At 62.9% G+C, this 24,422-nt stretch carries 20 protein-coding genes; 14 read left to right on the top strand and 6 right to left on the bottom strand.

What is annotated here, in order from left to right:
* The 3 genes from pbpG to INT12_RS22675 all read left to right on the top strand — a co-directional run.
* Positions 1 to 851, top strand: an 851-nt coding sequence (gene pbpG / locus INT12_RS22685) for a D-alanyl-D-alanine endopeptidase (protein WP_413469021.1), incomplete at its 5' end; no start/stop codon positions are given.
* A gap of 210 nt (positions 852 to 1,061) precedes the next feature.
* Positions 1,062 to 1,451 (top strand): DUF2946 domain-containing protein, encoded by a 390-nt coding sequence (locus tag INT12_RS22680; protein ID WP_046485607.1) that lies wholly within the window; start codon positions 1,062 to 1,064, stop codon positions 1,449 to 1,451.
* 95 nt (positions 1,452 to 1,546) lie between these two features.
* Positions 1,547 to 3,634, top strand: a complete 2,088-nt coding sequence (locus INT12_RS22675) for a TonB-dependent receptor (protein WP_226926281.1) — start codon at positions 1,547 to 1,549, stop codon at positions 3,632 to 3,634.
* A gap of 30 nt (positions 3,635 to 3,664) precedes the next feature.
* Here INT12_RS22675 and INT12_RS22670 read toward each other — a convergent pair whose 3' ends face one another.
* Together INT12_RS22670 and INT12_RS22665 are read right to left on the bottom strand one after the other, a co-directional pair.
* Positions 3,665 to 4,999 (bottom strand): sensor histidine kinase, encoded by a 1,335-nt coding sequence (locus tag INT12_RS22670; RefSeq protein WP_102617272.1) that lies wholly within the window; start codon positions 4,997 to 4,999, stop codon positions 3,665 to 3,667.
* The gene (locus tag INT12_RS22665; RefSeq protein WP_017848219.1) at positions 4,996 to 5,655 is read right to left on the bottom strand and encodes a response regulator transcription factor; all 660 of its coding nucleotides are present in this window, start codon (positions 5,653 to 5,655) and stop codon (positions 4,996 to 4,998) included. The genes INT12_RS22670 and INT12_RS22665 overlap by 4 nt, the downstream gene beginning before the upstream one ends.
* 131 nt (positions 5,656 to 5,786) lie before the next feature.
* Here INT12_RS22665 and INT12_RS22660 point away from each other — a divergent pair, with 131 nt between their 5' ends.
* From INT12_RS22660 to INT12_RS22640, 5 genes are all read left to right on the top strand, one after another.
* On the top strand, positions 5,787 to 6,110 hold the full coding sequence (locus tag INT12_RS22660; RefSeq protein WP_017848220.1) for a PepSY domain-containing protein: 324 nt from the start codon (positions 5,787 to 5,789) through the stop codon (positions 6,108 to 6,110).
* Between the two features lie 82 nt (positions 6,111 to 6,192).
* A complete protein-coding gene (locus INT12_RS22655; RefSeq protein WP_017848221.1) occupies positions 6,193 to 6,663 on the top strand; it encodes a DUF2271 domain-containing protein in 471 nt (156 codons plus the stop codon).
* Positions 6,664 to 6,688: 25 nt separating this feature from the next.
* Positions 6,689 to 8,869, top strand: a complete 2,181-nt coding sequence (locus tag INT12_RS22650) for a PepSY domain-containing protein (protein WP_193039808.1) — start codon at positions 6,689 to 6,691, stop codon at positions 8,867 to 8,869.
* Positions 8,859 to 9,848: an FAD:protein FMN transferase gene (locus tag INT12_RS22645; protein ID WP_193059022.1), complete on the top strand. Its 990-nt coding sequence runs from the start codon at positions 8,859 to 8,861 to the stop codon at positions 9,846 to 9,848. The genes INT12_RS22650 and INT12_RS22645 overlap by 11 nt, the downstream gene beginning before the upstream one ends.
* Positions 9,849 to 9,861: 13 nt before the next feature.
* Positions 9,862 to 10,563: a VIT family protein gene (locus INT12_RS22640; RefSeq protein WP_193039822.1), complete on the top strand. Its 702-nt coding sequence runs from the start codon at positions 9,862 to 9,864 to the stop codon at positions 10,561 to 10,563.
* A 43-nt stretch (positions 10,564 to 10,606) separates the two neighbouring features.
* On the opposite strand, the gene INT12_RS22635 is transcribed toward INT12_RS22640, so the two are convergent.
* Positions 10,607 to 11,269, bottom strand: a complete 663-nt coding sequence (locus INT12_RS22635) for a C39 family peptidase (RefSeq protein ID WP_193039809.1) — start codon at positions 11,267 to 11,269, stop codon at positions 10,607 to 10,609.
* A 211-nt stretch (positions 11,270 to 11,480) separates the two neighbouring features.
* Between INT12_RS22635 and INT12_RS22630 the strand changes: the two genes are divergently transcribed.
* A complete protein-coding gene (locus INT12_RS22630) occupies positions 11,481 to 11,642 on the top strand; it encodes a hypothetical protein (protein ID WP_193039810.1) in 162 nt (53 codons plus the stop codon).
* Here INT12_RS22630 and INT12_RS22625 read toward each other — a convergent pair.
* Positions 11,639 to 12,049, bottom strand: a complete 411-nt coding sequence (locus INT12_RS22625; protein WP_017848227.1) for a hypothetical protein — start codon at positions 12,047 to 12,049, stop codon at positions 11,639 to 11,641. The genes INT12_RS22630 and INT12_RS22625 overlap by 4 nt on opposite strands.
* Positions 12,050 to 12,258: 209 nt before the next feature.
* Here INT12_RS22625 and INT12_RS22620 point away from each other — a divergent pair, with 209 nt between their 5' ends.
* The 4 genes from INT12_RS22620 (at position 12,259) to INT12_RS22605 (ending at position 19,036) form a co-directional block, all read left to right on the top strand.
* The gene (locus INT12_RS22620) at positions 12,259 to 15,480 is read left to right on the top strand and encodes an efflux RND transporter permease subunit (protein ID WP_128191756.1); all 3,222 of its coding nucleotides are present in this window, start codon (positions 12,259 to 12,261) and stop codon (positions 15,478 to 15,480) included.
* Entirely contained in the window at positions 15,470 to 16,639 is a 1,170-nt protein-coding gene (locus INT12_RS22615; protein ID WP_017848229.1) for an efflux RND transporter periplasmic adaptor subunit, read from the top strand. The genes INT12_RS22620 and INT12_RS22615 overlap by 11 nt, the downstream gene beginning before the upstream one ends.
* Positions 16,623 to 18,041, top strand: coding sequence for an efflux transporter outer membrane subunit (locus INT12_RS22610; RefSeq protein ID WP_057004475.1), 1,419 nt, complete (start codon positions 16,623 to 16,625; stop codon positions 18,039 to 18,041). The genes INT12_RS22615 and INT12_RS22610 overlap by 17 nt, the downstream gene beginning before the upstream one ends.
* A gap of 536 nt (positions 18,042 to 18,577) precedes the next feature.
* Positions 18,578 to 19,036 (top strand): REP-associated tyrosine transposase, encoded by a 459-nt coding sequence (locus INT12_RS22605; protein WP_046485627.1) that lies wholly within the window; start codon positions 18,578 to 18,580, stop codon positions 19,034 to 19,036.
* A gap of 374 nt (positions 19,037 to 19,410) precedes the next feature.
* Here INT12_RS22605 and INT12_RS22600 read toward each other — a convergent pair whose 3' ends face one another.
* Positions 19,411 to 20,694, bottom strand: a complete 1,284-nt coding sequence (locus INT12_RS22600; RefSeq protein WP_046382831.1) for a Zn-dependent hydrolase — start codon at positions 20,692 to 20,694, stop codon at positions 19,411 to 19,413.
* Positions 20,695 to 20,826: 132 nt separating this feature from the next.
* A complete protein-coding gene (locus INT12_RS22595) occupies positions 20,827 to 22,314 on the bottom strand; it encodes an NCS1 family nucleobase:cation symporter-1 (RefSeq protein WP_046485631.1) in 1,488 nt (495 codons plus the stop codon).
* A gap of 602 nt (positions 22,315 to 22,916) precedes the next feature.
* Between INT12_RS22595 and hydA the strand changes: the two genes are divergently transcribed.
* On the top strand, positions 22,917 to 24,356 hold the full coding sequence (hydA, locus tag INT12_RS22590) for a dihydropyrimidinase (protein WP_193039811.1): 1,440 nt from the start codon (positions 22,917 to 22,919) through the stop codon (positions 24,354 to 24,356).
* Positions 24,357 to 24,422 lie beyond the last annotated feature (66 nt).

The following is a 24,422-nucleotide window of genomic DNA, read 5'->3' as shown; positions in this document are numbered from 1 at the left end:
CCCTGGCCCCGCGTGACACCTCAAAACTGCAAATCGCTTCCGGCAGCGCCATGCTGGTCGATCTGCAAACCAACAAAGTCATCTATTCCAGCAACCCGGACGTGGTGGTGCCGATCGCTTCCGTGAGCAAGCTCATGACCGGCCTGATCGTGCTGGAAGCCAAGCAGAACATGGACGAGTACATCGACATCAACATCACCGACACGCCGGAAATGAAAGGCGTGTTCTCCCGCGTGAAAATCGGCAGCCAGATGCCGCGCAAGGAGATGTTGCTGATCGCCCTGATGTCCTCGGAGAACCGCGCCGCCGCGAGCCTGGCTCACCACTACCCGGGCGGCTACGCAGCCTTCATTGCGGCGATGAACGCCAAGGCCAAGGCGCTGGGCATGACCAGCACCCATTACGTCGAGCCTACCGGCCTGTCCATCCATAACGTGTCGACCGCCAGGGACCTGAGCAAGCTGCTGGCCTACGCGCGCAAATTCCCGATGCTGAGCCAATTGAGCACCACCAAGGAAAAGACCGTGGCGTTCCGCAAGCCCAACTACACCTTGGGGTTCTCCAACACCGACCACCTGATCAACCGCGCCAACTGGGACATCAAGCTGACCAAGACCGGCTTCACCAACCAGGCCGGTCACTGCCTGGTGCTGGTGACCAGCATGGGCAACCGCCCGGTGTCGCTGGTGATCCTCGACGCCTTCGGCAAGTTCACCCACTTCGCCGACGCCAGCCGTATCCGCAACTGGGTCGAGACCGGCAAGAGCGGTTCGGTGCCGGACGTTGCGTTGCGCTACAAGGCCGACAAGAACCTGAAGAACCGCCCGAACGCGACAGAGGTTCGTCGCTGAACGGCGCAACCCCAAAACAGCCCGCCTGACCAATGCCCCGACATGCTCGGGGCATTTTTTTCGGCATAAGCCACGCAAAAACAGGCCGTTGCATCGCTAACCGGAGTTGCGGATCACGCCCACGATCTGCGGCAAAATAGCGCACAGACAGGCTTTTACTTTGCGCCTGAACTGCCGCTAAATGTTCACCCCTTTCAGTCGACTTCGTTCATGGCTCGTTTCAAACGCATCAGTCCCTGGCTAGCCTGCCTGGCCATCGTGCTGAACATGCTGGCCATGCCGCTCAGCCGCGCCATGCAGACGCCGGACATGGGACTGTTGATGTGGGGCGGATTCTGCTCGGGGGGCGCCTCGCAAGCGCTGCCTCCCAACTTGAGCACGCTGATCGACCCGCTCCAGTCGGCGCCGTCGAAAACCGCCATGAAACACAGCGATTGCTGCTGCGGTCATGCCGGACTGGCGGCGCTGCCGTCCGACTACTACAGGCATTTCCTACCGCGATACGCCCCCGACACCACCCTCGACAACCCCGAGTTGCCGACGCTGCACCCCAGAATCCGCTGGCCGAGCCTGAGCCCGCGCGCCTCCCCTACCGTTTGATCGACACCCGCGCCGCCCCATAGGCGGCGCGATCTGCTTGTCAGCCGCCCGCCTGGGCGTCCTCGAAGTGTCTTGATCATCAGGAATGGTGCGTTATGCCTGCTCGAATGACTTTGCCTCGCGCAAAGCGTGTCTCTGTGTCCCGCCCGCTATGGCCCTTGCTGTCCATCGGCCTGTTCGCCCTCAACCCGCTGTCCTTGGCACTGGCCGAAACCGGTAAAACCGAAGACTCCACCCTCACCCTCGGCACCGTCACGGTCCAGGGCGCCAGCGCCAGCAGCGGCCCGCTGAGCACCAGCAGCGTGCTCAGCTCGGTGGACATTCTCGGCGCCGACATCCTCGAAAAAATGCCGGTCAACTACAGCTGGGAACTGTTCAGTCGCGCGCCGGGGGTGATCCTCACCGAGTTCAACCAAGGCACCACCTCCGGCAAGATTTCCTTTCGCGGCTTCAACGGCGAAGGCGAAGTCAACGCAGTGAAGTTGCTGATCGACGGCATCCCGAGCAACAGCAACGACGGCAACATGCCGTTCATGGACATGATTTTCCCCATGGAGCTGGACAGCATCGAAGTGGTGCGCGGCACCAGCGATGCGCGCTACGGCCTGAACAACATCGCTGGCAACGTCAATATGCTGACCCGCACCGGCGGCGACTACACCAAGGCGCGGGTGCGCTACGGCAGTTACAACACCCAGGAAACCCAGCTGGCCAAAGGCATCGAAGGCAGCAACTGGACGCAGAACTACTTCTTCGCCTACCAGAAATCCGACGGTTACCGCGATCACGCCGAGGCGGACAGGTTTTCCATGTCCGGCAAATGGTTCTACACCCCGGACGACAACAGCTACCGCATCGGCCTGATCGCCCGTCACTACGAAACCGAGGCGCAGGAACCCGGCTACTTGAGTGAAGAGGACGCCCACCAGCACCCGACCATGACCAACAGCTACAACGCCACCGACAAAGGCACGCGGCGGATGAACCAGGTCAGCCTGCACTTCGACACCGACCTGGCCGAAACGCTGGCCTGGTCGGCAAAAACCTACGTCAACACCTTCGACGACCGGCGCTGGACGCAATACTGGCGCACCAGCGCCCAGCAGGAGCGCGACGCCTACGAAACCCAGTATGGCGCCCTCACCTCCCTGACCTGGCGCCCGCAAGTCAGCTGGCTGTACGACTTCGCCCTGGAAGGCGGCGCGGACATGCAGCAGCAGCAGAACAAGAGCGAGCGCTACCGCACCAAGGACCGCCTGCGCCTGGCCCAAACCCGCGACCAGCGATTCGACTTCGACACCTACGGCGCCTATGTCCAGGCCGAGATCAAGCCGTTCGAGTCGCTGAAAATCGTCCCGGCGTATCGCGTCGATAAGATCCAGGGCGACTTCACCAACGAAATGACCGGCATGGACTACGACATCAACGACTATGGGCTGATCAAACAACCCAAGCTCAGCGTGGTGTATTCACCGTGGGACGTGGCCAGCGTCTATGCCAACTGGGGGCGGACCTTCCAGGTCGGCACCGGCGCGGCGGCCTATAAGATTCCACCGCGGGATACCAACCTCGCGCCGTCGATCAACGACGGCTGGGAAACCGGGATCAAGTTCACCCCGGCAGACTGGATCGACGGCCGCATCGCCTATTGGCAGCAAGAGGCCAGCGGTGAAGTCAGTCGCCGCCTCAACGACCCGAGTGGCGAGTCGGACAACGTCGGCGAAACCCGGCGCTGGGGTTACGACGCGCAAGTCAATCTGCACCCGGACGAACGCACCGAAATCTGGATGGCCTACTCCTGGCAGTACTCGAAAATCCTCCAGCCCAGCGCGACCTTGCCCAACAGCAAAGGCCAGGAAATCGACCACATCCCGCATCACCTGTACAACGCTGGCGTCAGCTACAAGGCCACGCGGGCCCTGCAGTTGACGGCGTGGATGAACGGCCAGACGAATTACTACCTGGAACGCGAGAACACCAAGGGCACTTACGGCGGCTACGTCTTGATGAACCTCGGCGCGACTTACCAGGTGACCGAATCGGTCAGTGTCGACCTGCAGTTGAAAAACCTCACCAACCGCTACTACGAATACGTCTGGTATGACCCGGACGGCGCCCAGGCCTCGCTGCACTCACCCGGCGACGGGCGCGCGCTGTACACCGGCGTCACCGTCGACTTCTGATCGGCAGCGCCGCCGGGGCGCGATGAACGTTCAGGCCGGCAAGCGCAAAAACTGAACGTTCACTTCAAACCCGTCGTCCCGGCCTGTGGCCGGCGACGCCAGGGTCATGTGCGCCTTGACCCCATGGACGATGGTCTTGGCAATCGCCAGGCCCAACCCGCTGCCGCTGGCTTCGCTGCTGCCGCGCACGAAGCGTTCGGTCAGGCGCTGCAACACCGGCGCCGGCACGGCCGGTCCGCCGTTGACCACCCGCAGCAACGCATCGTCCGTGAGGCTGACGTCGACCGGTTGATCCGCCGCGCCGTACTTCAACGCATTCTCGATCAAGTTGCGCAGCAGGATGCCGAACGCGTCCGGGTCGATCGCGCAATACACGCTGCCCTCGCTCGGCAGTTGCAAGCGGATGCGCTGCCCGCTGCTGCGGTTCCACTCATCGACCCCATGGGCCAGTAAGGGAATCAGGTCCTGGGGTGCCTCGGACAACAGCCCGCCGCCCTCGGCCTTGGCCAGTTGCATGAGTTTTTCCGAAAGCCGCGCCAGTTCGCGCAAGGCGTGTTCGATCTTCGCTGCACGCACGCGCAACGGGCCTTCCGGCGCTTCCTGGCGCAAACGCTGGATCTGCGCCAGCGTCGCCGCCAATGGTGTGCGCAACTCGTGGGCGCTGTTGGCGGTGAAGCTGCGCTCGGCCTCCAAGGCCTTGCGCAAGCGCTCCAGCAGGTGGTTGACCGCGTCGGCCAACGGGTCGATTTCAGCCGGCAGCCGTGCCACGCTGATCGGCGACAAATCCCCCACACCACGGGCTTCCACGGCACGGCGATAAGCCAATACGCTGCGCAGGCTGAAGCGCACAAACAACCATGTGCCCAACAGGCTGATGGGGATCAGCGCCAATAACGGCATCAACAGGGCCAACAAGGCTTCCCGTGCCGCCTCACGGCGATGCCCCAGCGGCTCGGCGATCTCAATGAACAGCGTATCGCGCAGCGCACTCGCACCATACAGCCGGTATTTTCGGGTGGTGGAAAACCCTTCGCTCGGGTGTTCGCTGAAGATCTTCGGGTTGGCGTCATGGGACTGCATCAGAATCTGGCCCTGGGCATCGCGCACCAGGTACGTCAGGTATTCCTTGTGCATCTTCAGGGTGGCGACGTGCTGGGCAGTGCGCGGCTCTTCGCGGTTGCTGATTTCCAGCACGGCCAGGGGCAGGATGCGTTGCGCGGTCTCTTCCAGGGCGCTGTCGAACGCCTCGTTCAATTCGTGTTGCACCATCAGCCAGGCGCCGACAGTCGCCCCCAGCCAGAGCAAGGTCATGCCCAGGGTCAACCCGAGGCCGAGGCGCTTTTGCAGGCTGATCGGCGACTTCATCCGGCCATCAACCGATAACCCATGCCACGCACGGTTTCCAGCAGGTCGCGCCCGAGTTTTTTGCGCAGGCGGCTGATATAGACCTCGATGGTGTTGCTCTCGATTTCCGCACCGAAGGCGTACAGGCGCTCTTCGAGCTGCGACTTCGACAACAACGCCGTGGGGCGCTGCACGAACGCCTCGAACAGCGCCCATTCGCGCGCCGTCAGGTCGACGGTGATGCCGGCACGCTGCACGGTGCGCGCGTTCATATCGATCTGCAACTCGCCGAGTTTGATCTGCGGGTTGGGGTTACCGCTGTAACGGCGGGCCACGGCGGCCACCCGGGCCGACAGCTCGAACAGGTCGAACGGTTTGACCAGGTAATCGTCGGCCCCGGCGTTGAGGCCGGCGATACGATCGGATATCTGGTCCTGGGCGGTGAGGATGATCACCGGGGTCACATTGCCGGCCGAACGCTGCTGGCGCAGAAAGTCCAGCCCGCGACCGTCGGGCAGCATCAGGTCCAGCAGGATCAGGTCATACGGCGTGCTGCGCACGCTGTTGTTCGCATGCTCCAGGCGCTGCACCCAATCGACCGCATGGCCGTCGTCGGCAATCTGTTCGCGCACCGCCTCGCCCAGCCCGGGTGCATCCTCGACCAATAAAACCCGCATCTGGCACCTCCTGTGGTGGTTGTCGTGCCGCACCTTACCGCGCTTACCTGACGTGAATCTGAAGATTCAGCTGGTTGTCAGGAATGCTCGTTAGGGTAAGCCGCAAATGCCAATCCGGCCGGAGACAGATCATGAAATCAGCTTTTATTGTCAGCACCGCATTGCTGGGCGTCCTGCTCGGCGCAAACGCCTTGGCCGACGACGACTGCAGCGAGCCGGTCAGCGACTGGCAACCACGCGAAACCCTGCGCCAGCAAGTGGAACAGCAATACGGCTGGAGCGTGCAACGCATCAAGGTCGACGACGGCTGCTATGAACTCAGGGGCACCGACCGCAAAGGCAATGCGATCGAAGCCAGCTACGCACCCGCCTCGCTTCGTCTGCGCAAACTGGAAATCCATTTTGGCGCCAACGGCGACGCCCGGGATTACCTCAACCGCCCTGGATCGGAATGATCAGCGGTTTTTCCACGGCTTTCAGGTTGCTGTCAGCCAGCAGGTCCAGGCTCTCGCCATAACGTTCAACCAGGACATCATCATGAAAAAGATCATTGCTGCAACCTGCCTCGCCGGCGCCATTGCCCTGCCGGGGCTGGCCCAGGCCCGCGAAGTGACCCTGACCACCCAACTCAAGGACTACAGCGGCAACGGCGCGTACCTGGCGATCTATGTCACCGACGCCAACGGCCAGTACCAGAAAACCCTCTGGGTCGCCGGCAAAAAGGCCAAGTACTACCGGCACCTGAGCGACTGGGCGCGTGGCAGCGCCATGAAGCCGAGCGAGTTTGACGGCCTCAGCGGCGCCAGTGTCGGCAGCGGCCGCAGCCTCACCGTCAGCGTGGAACTGGCCGACACCTTGATCGACGCCGGGTATCAGATCCGTATCGACAGCGCCGTGGAAGACAAGCGCGACAGCCGCGCCGACGTCAGTGTCCCGCTGACATCGGCCGGGTCGGGCAAGCCGGTCAGCGGCAGCACTTATGTCGAGTCCTTTACCTACGACCTGTAACACCTGCGACTTCTGGAGGCTGAACATGCTTCGCCAGTTCCATTCACTGCCCGGTCTGATCGCCGCCCTGTTGGTCATGATATTGGCCATCAGCGGCGCAGTGCTGTCCGTCAATCCGGCTTTGGAACGCCTGCACGGCACGTCAACCGCGACTGGGCAGCTCAATGTCGGCCAGTTGGCGGGACGCATCGCCAACCACTTTCCGGGGGTGGAGCAGATCCAGCGCAGCGCCTCCGGAACAGTGATCATCTACTACAACCAGGACGGCCAGGCGGGTGCGCAAACCGTCGATCCACTGACCGGCCAGGGCCTCGGGCCCTATGAGCCATCCGCCGTTTCGCGCTGGGTAAAAGACCTGCACCGCTCGCTGTTCATGGGTACCACCGGGCATGGGATCGCAGGCGTCGGCGCACTCTTCATGTTGATGCTTTGCGTGTCCGGCGCGCTGTTGCTGGCGCGCCGCCTGGGTGGCCTGCGCAACCTGTTGCGGCCGCTGCGCGGCTCGTTCAGCCAGCGCTGGCACGCCGAAGTCGGGCGCCTTGCCGTGCTCGGGCTGCTGCTGTCGGCCTTGACTGGGCTGTACATGTGCGCCACGACCTTCGGTTTGATCGCCGACGGCAGTCAGGCTGAGCCGGCCTTCCCCGCGCATATCAGCGTCGGCGCGGCGCAGCCGGTGGCCAACCTGCAAGCCTTGCAGGCCATCGATCTGAACGACCTGCGCGAACTGGTTTACCCGAGCCCCGGTAACCCCGAGGACGTGTTTTCCCTGCGCACCGCCCAGGGTGACGGCTACGTGGACCCGGTCAGCGGCACGCTGTTGTCGTATCAGGCCCACGATTCAATGCACAACCTGTATCAACTGATCTATCAATTGCACACCGGCGAAGGCCTCTGGTGGCTGGGCTTGATCCTCGGGGTTTGCGCCCTCAGCGTGCCGTTGATGAGCGTGACCGGCATCCTGCTGTGGTGGCGCCGCCGCAAAGCCGCGCCGAAGATTCGCCATAACAGCCCGGCCCACACTGCCGACAGCGTGATTCTGGTGGGCAGTGAAACCAACAGCACCTGGGGTTTTGCCAATACCTTGCACGCGGCGTTGCACCGGGCCGGGCACCGGGTTCACAGCGCCGCGATGAGCGATTGGAAGGGCGAGTACCGCGCTGCCCAGCGCCTGTTCATCCTCACCGCCACCCACGGCGACGGCGATGCACCGGCGTCGGCCGCGCAGTTCCTGGCACGGCTGCAGCAAGTGGGCCTCAAACCCGGCCTGCCCTTTGCGGTACTCGGGTTTGGCGACCGGCAGTTTCCACGATTCTGTCAGTACGCCCATCAGGTGCAGGACGCGATGGTACAAGCCGGCGGCACGCCATTGCTGGGGCTGGAAACCGTGAACCGTCAATCCTCGCAGGAATTTGCGCGCTGGGGCGATGCGTTGGCGGCGCCACTGGGCCACGAGCTGCCGCTGATCCACACGGCGCAGCGCCCGCGCAGCCGTCGTCTGGAATTGACCGAGCGCATCGTCTATGGCGAAGCCGTGAACGCACCGACCCACGTCCTGCGCTTCAAGGCCGCGGGCGCGCTACCGAGCTTCCAGGCCGGCGATCTGGTCGGCATTTTGCCGCCGGACAACCCGGTGCCGCGCTTTTACTCGCTGGCCAGTTCCTCTGAAGACGGCACGCTGGAAATCTGCGTGCGCAAACACGAAGGTGGCCTATGCTCGGGGTTCCTGCATGAGCTGAAGATCGGCGGGTCGGTCGAAGCGTTCATCCAGCCCAATCCGCAATTTCGTCCGGCGTCGGGCGCGCACCCGGTGATTCTGATCGGTGCCGGCACCGGTATCGGGCCCCTGGCCGGTTTTATTCGCCATAACACCGCCAAACACCCGATGCACCTGTATTGGGGCGGACGCAACCCGGCTTCGGATTTTCTCTATGAACCGGAGCTCAAGCGTTACCTGGCCGACCGCCGCCTGACCGCATTGTGCGCGGCGTTCTCCCAGGTTCAGGAGCGCAGCTATGTGCAAGACCGGTTGCTCGGCGATGCCCTGGCGTTGCGCGCCCTGATCGAAAACGGCGCCCAAGTGCTGGTGTGCGGCAGCCGCGAGATGGCCAAAGGCGTGATGCAAGCGCTGGATAACGTGTTGGCCCCGCTGCACCTGAGTGTGCTGGCCCTGAAAGCACAAGGACGCTACCGTGAAGATGTCTACTGAGCCCCAACGCTACAGCCTGAACGGCGAGACCATGGGCACGCGCTATACCGCCGTGTTCTATGCCGAGGCCGGCGTCGACACCGACGCGATCAACCGCGGCCTGGCCCAGGCCGTGGGCCGGGTGGACCAGCAGATGTCCACCTGGAAGGCCGATTCCGACCTCAACCGCCTCAACGCCGGCCCCGAGCAAACATGGTTGCCGGTGCCCCAGGAACTGGCCACGGTGTTGGCCGCCGCGTTGCGGGTCAGCCAGCAATCCGGCGGGGCTTTCGACGTCGCCGTCGGTGATCTGGTGGACGCCTGGGGCTTCGGCCCCGGCACCCCCTCGGTCACCGAACAGACCATCGACGCCCTGCCGTCACGCAGCGGTCTGTCGGCCACTGCGGCGTTGACGGTGGACACGCAACGCCACCAAGTGCGCAAACGCGCGCCGCTGCACCTCAACCTCAACGGGATCGCCAAAGGCTTTGGCGTCGACGAACTGGCGCGCTGCCTGGACGGCTTCGGGCTGACCCGCTACCTGGTCGGCATCGATGGCGAAATGCGTGCCCGCGGCGTCAAGCCGGCTGCTCAACCGTGGGTCGTGGCCATTGAAAAACCAAGCCGTGGCCAGCGTGAAGTGATGGGGGTCATGGAACTCAGCGACGCCGCCATCGCCACCTCCGGCGACTACCGACACTGGATTGACGTGAAAGACCGACACTATGCTCACACCATGAACCCGGCCACCGGCGCCCCGCTGTGCAATACCGTCGCCGCCGTCACGGTGGTGGCCGCCTCGTGCATGCTCGCCGATGCCTGGGCCACGGCGTTGATGGTGCTGGGCGAAATCGAAGGCCCACGCCTGGCGCAGGCACGCGGGATGGACGCGTTGTTCGTGCTGCGCGAGGGTGAACAACTCAAAGAAATATCGATTGTCGGCGGTATTCTGCAGGCGCAGATTGAAAGCCGTCCGCCCCAACCCCGTCCACGAACGTGAGTCCCGCACACCGATGAAATTCATGCACCGGCACACCGAATCCCACCGCAGTGACCGTATCGGCTGGCTGCGCGCCGCGGTCCTGGGCGCCAATGACGGCATCGTCTCCACCGCCAGCCTGTTGATCGGTGTCGCCGCCGCCAACGCCAGCCACGCCTCGCTGATCGTCACCGGCATGGCCGGGCTGGTGGCGGGGGCGATGTCGATGGCGGCCGGCGAATACGTTTCGGTGCATTCCCAGGCCGATACCGAGCACGCCGATCTGGCCCGAGAGCGAGCGGAACTGGCGAGTAACCCGAAAGCCGAACACCGCGAACTTGCCAACATCTACATGCAGCGTGGTGTATCACCCGAATTGGCTCATCAGGTCGCCGACCAATTGATGGCGCACGACGCCTTGGGGGCTCACGCCCGGGACGAGCTGGGCATCAGCGAAGCCCTCGCCGCCAAACCGCTGCAAGCGGCGCTGGCCTCGGCGGCGAGTTTCGTGGTCGGTGCCGCGTTGCCGCTGGCGGTGACGCTCATCGCGCCAGAGCACAGCGTGGTGCCGTGGATCTGCGGCATGTCCCTGCTGTTTCTTGCCAGCCTTGGCGCCGTGGCGGCCAGGGCCGGCGGGGCGAAAGTCTTCGTCGGCGCCTGGCGCGTAACCCTGTGGGGCGTGCTGGCCATGGGCATTACGGCCAGCGTCGGGGCATTGTTCGGCGCTGTGGCGTAGCGCGAAAACACACCGCGCTCCAACGTGGCGGGCGCGGTGTGTCTTACTTTCTTTCGGCCAATACCTTGAGTGCCTGCGCCGCAGCCTGCTCTTGCCCGGCCTGCGCGGTGGCATTGGCCGCTTCGCGCCAGCGCTGCGTGTCCACATTGGCCGGCAACTGGCTCGGGCGCTGGGTGAGGATTGCCCAGTGACCGGCGCTGCTCCACTTCGACTCAAAGTCACTGAAGCTCATCAACAACCGCCGATCCATGCCTGAGCGCAGCAGCACCGTGCTTTTCTGCTGGTTGAAACCCACCACGACCACGTAGTGCGTGCTGGACAACAGGCCGCCGCCGATCCGCGCCATCACCGGGTAACCCGCGCTCACCTGCGCCAGCACCGAGGTGAGCTTGGCGTCGAGCGGATACACCATCAACCCGTATTCACGGGCCAGCACCTGCATGTTGCGCTCCAGGTTCGCTTCGTCGCCCGGCAAGTGCAGCGGCTTATCCAGCAACCCCGGTGTCATGACAATGCCTTGTTGCGACAGCATGCTGGCTAACGCCGTGGGACCGCTTTGATAAGCGTCGCTGCGAAACGTCGGCACGCCATTGAGCTCGACACGCTCCGGCAGGCCCGGCAGTTTCGACGGCTGCCCGGAACAGGCCGCGAGCCCCAGGGTGCAGGCCAGCAGCAAGGACCTTGTAACGTTGGACCGTAACCGCAATTTTCTACCCTCTTGATCAACTGCCGGTAAGGGCCCTGATCATAGGACGCTCTTCCGCTCGGGTATAGCCTTGAACCGCAGTAAAACGCCCAGGATAGAGCAAAGAAGTTGGATCGACACGACCATTGGTCAATAGCAGGCAACCGTCATCTGACTAGACTGTCCATTGAGAAGACTGTGTGTGCGCCCTGCTGGGCGAAAGGAGGCCAGAATGAGCCTTGCAACGACGATTGTCCTGTTGATCTGCGGTTGGCTCGCGGTGGCCGCCGCCATGTTGTGGGGGGTGTTGCGCATTACCCGTCGGCACCATCACCCCCACGTCAAACCGGCTGCATCCGCCAAGCCGCACAAGACGACGGTGCATCACGCCTAGCCAGGCATGCAATTGAAGTCCTGCGTTGCCGCGACTTCCTTACCGTGACCATCCAAGAGCGATGCGCGCACGGTGGTGCCCAGGCTGGATTCGATCAGGGTGTAGTGTTCACCCGCCTTGAAGTCTTTGTACTCCACGCGGCCCTGGCAGTCCTGCTGGTTTTCGTCGCCCGGCTCTTCCTCGAACAACGTCACATCCAAACGATGGGCTCCCGGCGGCACTTCGAAAAAGCGCCCGTCATCCACGCGTTTGCCGTCGACGCGCTCGGCCATCAGGTCATTCGGCGCTTCTTCTTTCAATCCGATCCAGGCTTCGCTGGGGTCGGCTTTGGGCATCGGGCCGGCGCAGGCCGACAGTAACAACACAGCGCTCAAGGCGGGAATCAGCAATAAAGGTTTGAGTGACATGGCAGAACTCCAAAGGATTTCAGTTAAAAGACGCATCGCATCCGATGGGTCACAAGCTTGGAGAGCCGCCCTTTGTAGAACAAATGAATACACATGAAACGATCTTCAGCCCATACCTAAATCTTCCTTCACCTGGCTGAAAGGTGCGTGTTAGGTGGGTCGGGCAAGACTGCCGGGGTTTGCAATCCTGCTCCCTCGGAGGTTCACGCATGCTCGGGCTGGTAAAGACCGCACTGCAAAAGCCGTACACGTTTATCGTGTTGGCCATATTCATCTGCATCATCGGGCCGATGGCGGCCCTGCGAACCCCCACTGATGTATTCCCCGATATCGGCATCCCCGTCGTTGCAGTGGTCTGGCAGTACAACGGCCTGTCGCCGGACGCCATGGCCGGGCGGGTGATCTACACCTACGAACGCTCCCTGAGCACCACCGTCAACGACATCGAACACATCGAATCGCAATCCCTGCCGGGCATGGGCATCGTCAAGATCTTCTTCCAGCCCGGCGTCGACATCCGCACCGCCAACGCCCAGGTGACAGCGGTGTCACAAACCGTGCTCAAGCAAATGCCCCCCGGCATCACGCCGCCGCTGATCCTCAATTACAGCGCATCGACGGTGCCGATCCTGCAAATGGCGTTCTCCAGCCCGACACTGTCGGAAGCCAAGATCCGCGACCTGGTGCAGAACAATATCCGCCTGCCCCTCAGCGCCCTGCCCGGCCTGGCCATGCCCACGCCCATGGGTGGCAAGCAGCGGCAGATCACCCTCGACCTCGACCCGCAGGCGCTGGCCGCCAAAGGCTTGTCGGCGCAGGACGTGGGCAATGCCCTGGCGTTGCAGAACCAGATCATCCCGGTGGGCACCGCCAAGCTCGGCCCCAACGAATACACGATCCTGCTCAACAACAGCCCCAAGGCCATCGATGAACTCAACGACCTGCCGATCAAGACCGTCGACGGTGCGCTGATCACCATCGGCCAGGTGGCCCACGTGCGTGACGGTTCGCCACCGCAGACCAACATCGTGCGCGTCGACGGCCATCGCGCGGTGCTGATGCCGGCGTTGAAAAACGGCAGCATCTCCACCCTGTCGATCATCGACGGCATCCGCCAGATGCTGCCGCGCATCAACGAAACCCTGCCGCCGTCGCTGAAGACCTCATTGCTCGGCGATGCGTCGGTGTTCGTCAAACAATCGGTGGGCAGCGTGGCCCAGGAAGGCATCATCGCCGCGCTGCTGACCAGCGCGATGATCCTGCTGTTCCTCGGCAGCTGGCGCTCGACGCTGATCATCGCCGCCTCGATCCCCCTGGCGGTGCTGTCGGCCATCGCGCTGCTGGCGGTCAGCGGGCAAACCCTCAACGTGATGACCCTCGGCGGGCTGGCGTTGGCCGTAGGGATTCTGGTGGACGACGCCACGGTGACCATCGAAAACATCAACTGGCACCTGGAACAGGGCAAGACGGTGAAGGCTGCGATCCTCGACGGCGCCGCGCAGATCGTCGGCCCGGCGTTCGTCTCGCTGCTGTGCATCTGCATCGTGTTCGTGCCGATGTTCTTGCTGCAAGGCATCGCCGGGTACCTGTTCCGGCCGATGGCCCTGGCGGTGATCTTCGCCATGGCCAGCTCGTTCATCCTCTCGCGCACCCTGGTGCCGACATTGGCGATGTACCTGCTCAAGCCGCACGCGCCGGAACCGGGCACCGGCCACCACCCAGAAGATGCGTTCATCAACCACCACGAAGGCGAGCAGCACACCAAACCACGCAATGCCGTGCTGCAGTCGGTGCTGAATTTCCAGCAGGGTTTCGAGCGGCACTTCTCGAACATCCGCGACACCTACCATGGCCTGCTGACGTTGGCCCTGGGCAATCGCAAGCGCTTCATCGTCGGCTTTTTAGCCTGTGTGCTCGCCTCGTTTTTGCTGCTGCCCAGCCTGGGCCAGGATTTCTTCCCGGCCACCGACGCCGGGGCGCTGGCGCTGCATGTGCGTTTGCCGCTGGGTACGCGGATCGAGGAAAGCGCTGCGGCGTTCGACCGGATCGAGGCGCGGATACGCGAAGTGATCCCGGCCGACGAACTCGACACCATCGTCGACAATATCGGCATTCCGCTGAGCGGCATCGACATGGCCTACAGCAGCAGCGGCACCATCGGCCCGCAGGACGGCGATATCCAGGTCAGCCTGAAACAACACCACGCGCCCACCGCCGACTACGTGAAAAAACTGCGTGAGGCGTTGCCGCAAAGTTTCCCTGGCAGCCACTTTGCGTTCCTGCCGGCGGACATCAGCAGCCAGATCCTCAACTTCGGCGCGCCGGCGCCGCTGGACGTGAAAATCTCCGGGCGCAGCGATGCCGAAAACCGCGCCTACGCCGTGGAACTGGAACGCCGTCTGCAACACGTACCGGGCATCGCCGACCTGCGCATCCAGCAGTCCACCGGCTACCCGTCGCTGCAAGTGAATGTCGACCGCCTGCGCGCCAACGGCCTGGGCATCACCGAGCGCGATGTGACCAACAGCATGGTCGCGTCGCTGGCCGGCAGCTCGCAAACCGCGCCGACGTTCTGGCTCAACCCGGCCAACGGCGTGTCCTATTCCATCGTCGCCGCCACCCCGCAATACCGCCTCGACAGCCTGCCGGCGCTGGAAGCGCTGCCGGTGACCGGTGCCGATGGTCAATCGCAAATCCTCGGCGGCGTGGCCAGCATCTCCCGCGTGCAAAGCCCGGCGGTGGTGACCCACTACAACATCGAGCCGACCCTGGACCTCTACGCCAACGTGCAAGGCCGCGACCTCGGTGGCGTGGCCCGCGACGTGCAGAAAGTGCTGGACGACACCGCGTCCATGCGCCCCAAAGGCGCGACGATCAGCCTGCACGGGCAGATCGATGCGCTGCATGAAGCCTTCAGCGGTTTGAGCGTCGGCCTGCTCGGCGCGGTGGTGCTGATCTACCTGCTGATCGTGGTCAACTTCCAGTCGTGGGTCGACCCGTTCGTGATCATCACCGCATTGCCGGCGGCATTGGCGGGGATCGTGTGGATGCTGTTCCTCAGCGGCACGTCGTTGTCGGTGCCGGCGTTGACCGGGGCCATCCTGTGCATGGGCGTGGCCACCGCCAACTCGATCCTGGTGGTGAGCTTCTGCCGGGAACGCCTGGCCGAACATGGCGATGCGCTCAAGGCCGCACTGGAAGCCGGCTACACGCGCTTTCGTCCGGTGTGCATGACCGCCCTGGCGATGATCATCGGCATGCTGCCGCTGGCCTTGTCCGAGGAGCAGAACGCGCCGCTCGGCCGCGCCGTGATCGGGGGCCTGATCCTCGCCACCACCGCCACCCTGTTATTTGTTCCCGTGGTCTTCAGCCTGGTCCACGGTCGTCAGCCTACTCGCGCAACTGTTGGAGAAACGCCCCATGTCGTCTGATCACAAACCCTCGCGCAAGCGTCTGATGCTCATGGGTGTCGGCGGCCTGACCCTGGCCGCCCTGCTGGTCGCCAACGGCCTGTACGCCCGCACAATGCACGAACGCGCCGTCACCGCCTGGACCGAAACCGCCGCCGTGCCGCAGGTGATGGTGTTCCAGCCGCTGCAGAACGTGGCCGGTGACACCCTGCGCCTGCCCGCTCACCTTGAAGCCTGGAGCAAGGCGCCGATCCATGCGCGGGTCAGCGGCTACTTGAAGGACTGGAAAGTCGACATCGGCAGCCAGGTCAAAGCCGGGCAAATCCTCGCCGAAATCGACAGCCCCGATCTCGATCAACAACTGGCGCAGACCCATGCGCGCCTGGTGCAGCAACAGGCCAATGCGCGGCTGGCTGCCACCACCGCGACACGTTGGCAAAACCTGCTGGCCAGCCATTCGGTGTCGCGCCAGGAGGCCGATGAAAAAACCTCCAACGCCGCAGCGGCCAAAGCCAACGCCGAAGCCGCCGCTGCCGATTACGCACGCTTATCGGCGCTGGAAAGCTACAAGACTATCCGCGCGCCGTTCGCCGGCACCATCACTGCGCGCAACACCGACATCGGCCAGTTGATCAAGGCCGACACCGACAGCGACCCGGAGCTGTTCAACATCGCCGACACCCACCAGTTGCGCCTCTACGTGCCGGTGCCGCAGAACTACGCGGCCGTCATCCACCCCGGGCTTGAAGCCGAGCTGAGTGTTCCCGAGCACCCCGGCGAACACTTCAAGGCGCACCTGATCGGCGACTCCACCGCCATCGACCGTCGCTCCGGCACCCTGCTCGCGCAGTTTGTCGCCGACAACCCCAACGGCGAGTTGCTGCCGGGCGATTACGCCGAAGCGACCCTGCCGATTCCGGCAGACACCCATGGCGTGAGTATCCCAGCCAGCGCGCTGATCTTCCGTGCCCAAGGCACCCAGGTCGCGGTGCTGGATGCGCAAAACCACATACACCTGCAGGCCATCCATATCGGCCTGGACCTGGGCGAACGCCTGGTGATCGACCAGGGCCTGAAACCCGCCGACCGCGTGGTCGACAACCCACCCGACGCCCTGCGCGAAGGCGACCCCGTGCAACTGGCCGACGCCTCCGGAGGTGCCCATGCGCCCAAGGCTTAAACCACTTGCCGCGGTGATGCTGCTGGCGTTGCAAGGTTGCTCGCTGGCACCGACCTACAACGTGCCGGCGATCGACCTGCCGGCCAACTATCGCGAACAGACCAGCGATGGCCCCTGGCACAGCGCGCAGCCGTCCGACCAACTGGCGCCGCAGTGGTGGACGCTCTACCGCGAACCGCGCCTGGATCAGTTGCAACAGCAATTGCTCAAGGCCAACCCGGACCTGGCGGCAGCGCTGGCGCACTTCGATGCATCCCAGGCGTATGCCAGCCAATTGCATGCCGGGCTGTTCCCGCAAATCACCGCCAGCGCACAACCGCTGCGTCAGCGCCAATCCGACTCGCGTCCGCTGCGCAGCACCACGCAGCCGTCGGTTTACAACAGCAACACGGCGGGGTTTTCGTTGAGCTACGACTTGGACCTGTGGGGCAAAATCCGCAACCAGGTGGCGGCGGGTGATGCGCAGGCGCAAGCGTCGGGCGACGATCTGGCAGTGGCGCGCTTGAGCTTGCAGCATCAGTTGGCGACCTTGTACGTGCAGCTCAATGGGCTGGATGCGCAAAGTCGGATTCTCAACAGCTCGCTGGAAGATTTCAGCCAGGCCCTGCAACTGACGCGCAGCCGCTACGAGGGCCAGATTGCTTCGGAACTGGACCTGACCCGCGCGCAAAACCAGCTCGCCCAAGCCAAGGCGCAACTGGATGAAGTACGCGGGCAACGCAACCTCACCGAGCATGCCATCGGTGAACTGGTCGGCGTGGCGGCCAGCGACTTCACACTGCCGGCGAGCCAACAACTGATCGCCCTGCCGGGGATTCCGTCGCAACTGCCGAGCCACCTGCTGCAACGTCGCCCGGATATTGCGGCGGCAGAGCGCCGAGTGTTTGCGGCCAACGCAAATATCGGCGTGGCCAAGGCCGCGTGGTACCCGGACTTCAGTCTGACCGGGTTGATTGGCGGGCAGACCCAAGGCGTGGGGAATTTACTGTCGGCGGGCAATCGGTATTGGGCGCTGGGGCCGCTGATGAACTTGCCGATCTTCGATGGCGGTCGCTTGAGCGCCAACGAACGCCAGGCCAAGGCCGAGTTCGAACAAGCCTCGGCACAGTACCGCAGCCAGGTACTGAAAGCCGTGCGCGAGGTCGAAGACAACCTGGCACAGCTAAGGGATTTGCAGCAGGAGGCGCAGGATGAACAAGCCGCGGCAGATGCGGCGCAGCATACGCAAGCGTTGGCAATGAACAGCTACCAGGCCGGCGCGGTGAGCTATCTGGATGTAGTGACCGCACAGACAGCGGCGTTACAGGCACAGCGGACCTTGCAGGCGGTGCAGACACGGCAGTTGCAGGCGAGTGTGGGGCTGGTCACCGCGCTGGGCGGCGGCTGGCAACCTGGCGCCTGACGCTTTTTTTGTGCAAACCAGCTCAAAGGTGGGAGCTGGTTTGGCTTTGATGAGGCTGGATCAGCCAGACATCACCGACTGATCCAGCGCACATTCAGTCTTCCGGCCGACTGTTGAGAAACACGGTCACTGCTGTGTAATCACTGTCATTGGCGTGTCGGTACGCGGTATTGCTGTGATAGCGGCGGCGTCAGTTCCGGCCTCATCGGGGGCAAGCCCCCTCCCACACTGGTCCGGCGCTAGACACACAATGCATGAACACCGCAGAGCCCATGTGGGAGGATTCAAGCCCATCCCACACTGGTCCGGCGCTAGACACACAATGCATGAACACCGCAGATCCCATGTGGGAGGATTCAAGCCCATCCCACACTGGTCCGGCGCTAGACACACAATGTATGAACACCGCAGAACCCATGTGGGATGGGGCTTGCCCCCGATAGCGTTCGCACAGACACATCCTGCCAAAAGCCTGCCCTTCAACCTGCAGTTCACCCATCTAGCCTCTCAAAACACACCCAGAGAGAGGCCAGGGAATGCCCGACCTACCCGCTTCACACCGCCTGCGTATCGGCCGATTCAGCGAACCCAACCGTATCTACCTCATCACCACCAACACCCACGAACGCATCCCGATATTCAAGAATTTCCATCTCGGTCGCTTGGTGGTCTGGCAGTTTCGGTCAGCCCAGTATCAGGGGCTGGCGAACTCCCTGGCATGGGTGATCATGCCGGACCATTTCCATTGGCTGCTCGAACTGAAAAAAGGCTCGCTGGCTGACCTGATGCGCCAGGTGAAGTCCAAAAGCACACGGAGCGTCAACGGTGCGAGCGGACGCAAGGGGCGGCTTTGGCAGGAAAGTTTCCATGACCGGGCACTGCGCAAGGAAGACGACTTGGTGAAAATGGCCAGGTATGTGGTGGCCAATCCATTGCGGGCGGGATTGGTTAGCCGGATTGGCGACTACCCGTTGTGGGATGCCATTTGGGTATAGACACAGTTCAACTGTGGAAGGGGGGGCTTGCTCCCGATGGCGGTGGGTCAATCACATATGTGTCGGTTGAACCACTGCTATCGGGAGCAAGCTCCCTCCCACACTGATCCTGCGCCAGACACACAATGTATGAACACCGCAAAACCCATGTGGGAGGGGGCTTGCTCGCGATGGCGGTGGGTCAATCACATGTGTATCGGCTGAACCACTGCTATCGGGAGCAAGCTCCCTCCCACACTGATCCTGTGCCAGACACACAATATATGAACACCGCAAAACCCATGTGGGAGGGAGCTTGCTCCCGATAGCAGTGGTTCAGCCAGCTCATCTGTAACTGACCGGAGCAAGCCCCCTCCCACAGGTTCTACCGCGTTTCAAGCCGCTCGTTTGCCGCTGGCAATGGCGGCCGAGGCGGCCACCATGGCCCGCAACAACACCGCACACCCCGCCGCCAGGTCATCCGGCGCGGCGTTTTCGATTTCGTTGTGGCTGATGCCGCCTTCGCATGGCACGAAGATCATCCCCGCCGGGCCGAGTTCGGCGACGAAGATCGCGTCGTGCCCTGCCCCGCTGACGATGTCCATGTTCGACAACCCCAACCCATTCGCCGCATCGCGCACTGCATCGACGCAACCCTTGTCGAAATACAGCGGCGGGAAGTCGGCGGTGGGTGTCATTTCAAAACTCAACCCATGCTTGGCGCAGGTCTCGTCGATCACCTGGCGTACCTGGGCGATCATCGAATCCAAGCGCGCTGGTTCCAGGTGGCGGAAGTCGAGGGTCATACGCACTTCACCCGGGATGACGTTGCGTGAGCCCGGATAAGCCTGCAAGCAACCGACAGTGCCACACGCATGCGGCTGATGCCCCAACGCCGCCGCATTCACCGCCGCGACCACGGCGGCTGCGCCGACCAGGGCGTCCTTGCGCAGGTGCATCGGCGTCGGCCCCGCGTGGGCTTCAACGCCGCGCAGGGTCAAGTCGAACCACTTTTGCCCGAGGGCACCGAGCACCACGCCGATGGTTTTCTTTTCATCCTCAAGAATCGGCCCCTGTTCGATATGTGCCTCGAAATAGGCGCCGACTTTGTGCCCACTCTCCGGCCGCGTCCCCGCATAGCCGATCGCATTCAGTGCCGCGCCGACGCTGATACCCTGCGCATCGACCTTGGCGAGGGTGTCGGCCAGGCTGAATTTCTCGGCAAACACCCCCGAGCCCATCATGCACGGCGGGAAGCGCGAGCCCTCTTCGTTGGTCCACACCACCACTTCCAGCGGCGCCTCGGTTTGCACCTTGAGGTCGTTGAGGGTGCGCAACACTTCCACACCGGCCAGCACGCCGAAGCAGCCATCGAACTTGCCACCGGTGGGCTGGGTGTCGATATGGCTGCCCGTCATCACTGGCGGCAGGTCGGGGTTACGCCCGGGGCGACGGGCGAAGATGTTGCCGATACCGTCGACGGTCACGCTGCACCCGGCCTCTTCGCACCATTGCACGAACAGGTCGCGGGCCTGGCGGTCGAGGTCAGTGAGGGCCAGGCGGCACACGCCGCCCTTGGCGGTGGCGCCGAGCTTGGCCAGCTCCATCAACGACTGCCACAAACGGTCGCGGTTGATGTGCTGATGGGTCGATTGCAGAACGTCCAGGGCAGCGTTCATGGGGATCTCCTCAGGCTACATGTTATGAATGGAATGCAATTCAAAGGTGGGAGGGGGCTTGCTCCCGATTGCAGTGGGTCAGTCACCCATGCATTAGTGGAATGACCACCTGTTTGACTGCATGCCATTGCGTTACAGCAGGGATTTGGCCGGCATCGGCGTCAGGCCACGCCTGGCATTCAGGCCGTAATACAACACGCCGCCCAACGCCGAACCGGTAAACCAGCCATAGCTGTAGAACCAGCTGAACACGTCGCTGCCCAATGACAGCAAGGTCAGCACCACCGGCACGCCAAACGCGACAAACCCGCTCCAGTTCCACGCTGGGTACACGTCGTCACGGTACAAACCGGCGAGGTCCAGGCGCTGTTTGCGCGTGATGAAGTAGTCCACCACCATGATCCCGGCGATCGGCCCCAGCAGGCTGGAATAGCCGAGCAACCAGTTGGAATACACCGTTTCCAGGCTCACATCGGAAACGATCAGCCCGAGCTTCTTCAGCAGCTCGTGGCCCATCAACACCAACCCCACCAGGCCGGTGAGAATCACTGCCGAAGTGCGGTTGATCAGCTTGGGCGCGATGTTCTGGAAGTCGTTGGTGGGCGACACGATGTTCGCCGCCGTGTTGGTGGACAAGGTGGCGACGATGATCAATGCCATGGCCACGGCGACCCACACCGGGCTCTGGATATGCCCGATCAGCGTCACCGGGTCGGACACGCTGACACCCACCAGTTTCACCGAAGCGGCGGTCATGATCACACCGAGGGCGGCGAACAGGAACATGGTCAGCGGCAGGCCGAAAATCTGCCCGAGGATCTGGTCCTTCTGGCTCTTGGCGTAGCGGCTGAAGTCGGGAATATTCAGCGACAAGGTGGCCCAGAACCCCACCATCGCGGTCAGGCCGGCCATAAAGTAACCGGTCAGGCTTGCACCTTCGGGGCGTTTGGGCGGGATCGCCATCAACTCGCTGAGGGACACGTTCGGCATCGCCCACACCAGCAGGCCAATGCCCACCGCCACCAGCAGCGGTGCCGACAGGGTTTCCAGGCGCTTGATCGACTCGGCGCCGCGCAGCACCACCCACAGGTTGAGGGTCCAGAAGATCATGAAGCCGATCACCTCACCGGTGCCGCCCAAGGCCTTCCACCCCTCGAAAATCGAGCCCAGGAACAGGTGAATCGCCAGCCCGCCGAACATGGTCTGGATGCCGAACCAGCCGCACGCCACCAGCGCTCGGATCAGGCACGGCACGTTGGAACCGAGGATGCCGAACGACGAACGCAGCAACACCGGGAACGGAATGCCGTACTTGGTACCGGGGAAGGCGTTGAGGGTCAGCGGGATCAGCACCACGATATTGGCCAGGAGGATCGCCATCAGCGCCTCGCCCACCGACAAACCGAAGTACGCGGTAAGCACCCCGCCCAGCGTGTAGGTGGGCACGCAGATCGACATGCCGACCCACAGCGCGGTGATGTGCCACTTGTTCCACGTGCGTTCATGCACCTTGGTCGGTGCCATGTCGTGGTTGTAGCGAGGGCTGTCGAGGACGTCGGGGCCGGCGTCGAGTTCGTACAGGCCGTTGCGTTCAATAACTTGCGATCTGTTCTGTTGCATGGCCGCTCCACGGTTTTTTCGAATTATTGTTGCTCACCTGCAAGGTCGGTGCAGGTGGCCGGAGTACCTCGTAAACAACATGACATCAAGGGTCCGGCCAGCCGCCACTGCACTCAATAAACGTGCCGACAACCCGCCCTGACCCTGCACCGCATATATAACTCGCTGATGTTTATCAGCTTTATTTCAAACGCCGATGAGTCCTTCGGTACTTGCCGCGTGACGCAGGCTGGATAACGCGCAAGTTGTCCGAACGTTCAGGACTCAATCTGGTGCAACACAATTATTTTTATTTACCGCCGCCGTCAAGCGGCATGTCTCAAGCGCCTGATTTGCAATAAGAAATGTTGTTCATATTTGGAACCTGTCAAGTGCGTCAAAATGGTGATCAGTCGCCACATTTTGGTGATTTTAATTTTTTATCCTTATATTTCAATTAGTTAAAACACAACTAAGCGTAGGAAAAATCTTCTTGCTCATTCTAAAAACACCGGCTAGTTTCTATTCCTGTCACCGATGACAGGTTTTTACCAAGCCTGCGCTGAAAACAACTACAACACTTAGAACTGGCACCAGCCGGTCAAGCCTGTGAGGAACTCGACATGTCGCTGTTGATCCGTGGCGCCACCATCATTACCCACGACGAAAGTTACCGCGCCGATGTTTTATGCGCAGACGGTCTGATTCGCGCGATTGGCACGGGCCTGGATATTCCCGCTGGCACCGAAGTACTCGATGGCAGCGGCCAATACTTGATGCCCGGCGGCATCGACCCGCACACCCATATGCAACTGCCCTTCATGGGCACCGTGGCCAGTGAGGATTTTTTCAGCGGCACGGCGGCGGGTCTGGCGGGGGGCACCACCTCAATCATCGACTTTGTGATTCCCAACCCGCAGCAATCCTTGCTCGAAGCCTTTCACCAATGGCGCGGCTGGGCGCAGAAGTCGGCGGCCGACTATGGCTTTCACGTGGCGATCACCTGGTGGAGCGAGCAGGTCCGCGAGGAAATGGCCGAGCTGGTCAGCCATCACGGCGTCAACAGCTTCAAGCATTTCATGGCCTACAAGAACGCGATCATGGCGGCCGACGACACCCTGGTGGCCAGCTTCGAACGCTGCCTGGAGCTGGGCGCGGTGCCCACCGTGCATGCGGAAAACGGCGAGCTGGTGTATCACCTGCAACGCAAGCTGATGGCCCAGGGCATCACCGGGCCGGAAGCGCACCCGCTGTCGCGTCCGTCCCAGGTCGAGGGCGAAGCGGCCAGCCGCGCGATCCGTATCGCCGAGACCATCGGCACGCCGTTGTACCTGGTACACGTCTCGACCAAAGAGGCGCTGGATGAAATCACCTATGCGCGCGGCAAGGGCCAGGCGGTGTACGGCGAAGTGCTCGCCGGGCACTTGCTGCTGGACGACAGCGTCTACCGCCACCCCGACTGGCAGACCGCCGCCGGCTACGTGATGAGCCCGCCGTTCCGCCCGCGCGGGCATCAAGAGGCGCTGTGGCATGGCCTGCAATCCGGCAACCTGCACACCACCGCCACCGACCACTGCTGCTTCTGCGCCGAGCAGAAAGCCGCCGGGCGTGACGATTTCAGCAAGATCCCCAACGGCACCGCCGGTATCGAAGACCGCATGGCGCTGTTGTGGGATGAAGGGGTCAACACCGGGCGCCTGTCGATGCAGGCGTTCGTCGCGCTGACCTCCACCAACACCGCGAAGATCTTCAACCTCTACCCGCGCAAAGGCGCAATCCGCGTCGGTGCCGATGCCGACCTGGTGCTGTGGGACCCCGAGGGCACGCGCACGATTTCCGCCAAGACCCACCACCAGAACGTCGACTTCAACATCTTCGAAGGCAAGACCGTGCGCGGCGTGCCGAGCCACACCATCAGCCAGGGCAAGCTGGTCTGGACCGACGGCGACCTGCGCGCCGAACGCGGTGCCGGGCGGTATGTGGAACGGCCGGCGTATCCGTCAGTGTTCGAGCAGTTGAGCAAGCGGGCTGAGCGTTCCAGGCCGGTTGCTGTGAACCGCTGAGACCGCTATCGGGGGCAAGCCCCCTCCCACAATTGACCGCATGCTTTCAGACACAATGCGATCACT

Origin of the sequence: Pseudomonas sp. K8 (assembly GCF_014889455.1) — a bacterium.
GTDB lineage: Bacteria > Pseudomonadota > Gammaproteobacteria > Pseudomonadales > Pseudomonadaceae > Aquipseudomonas > Aquipseudomonas veronii.
The sequence above is the reverse complement of the archived record's forward strand: the minus strand, read 5'-3'. Positions and strand labels throughout refer to the sequence as shown.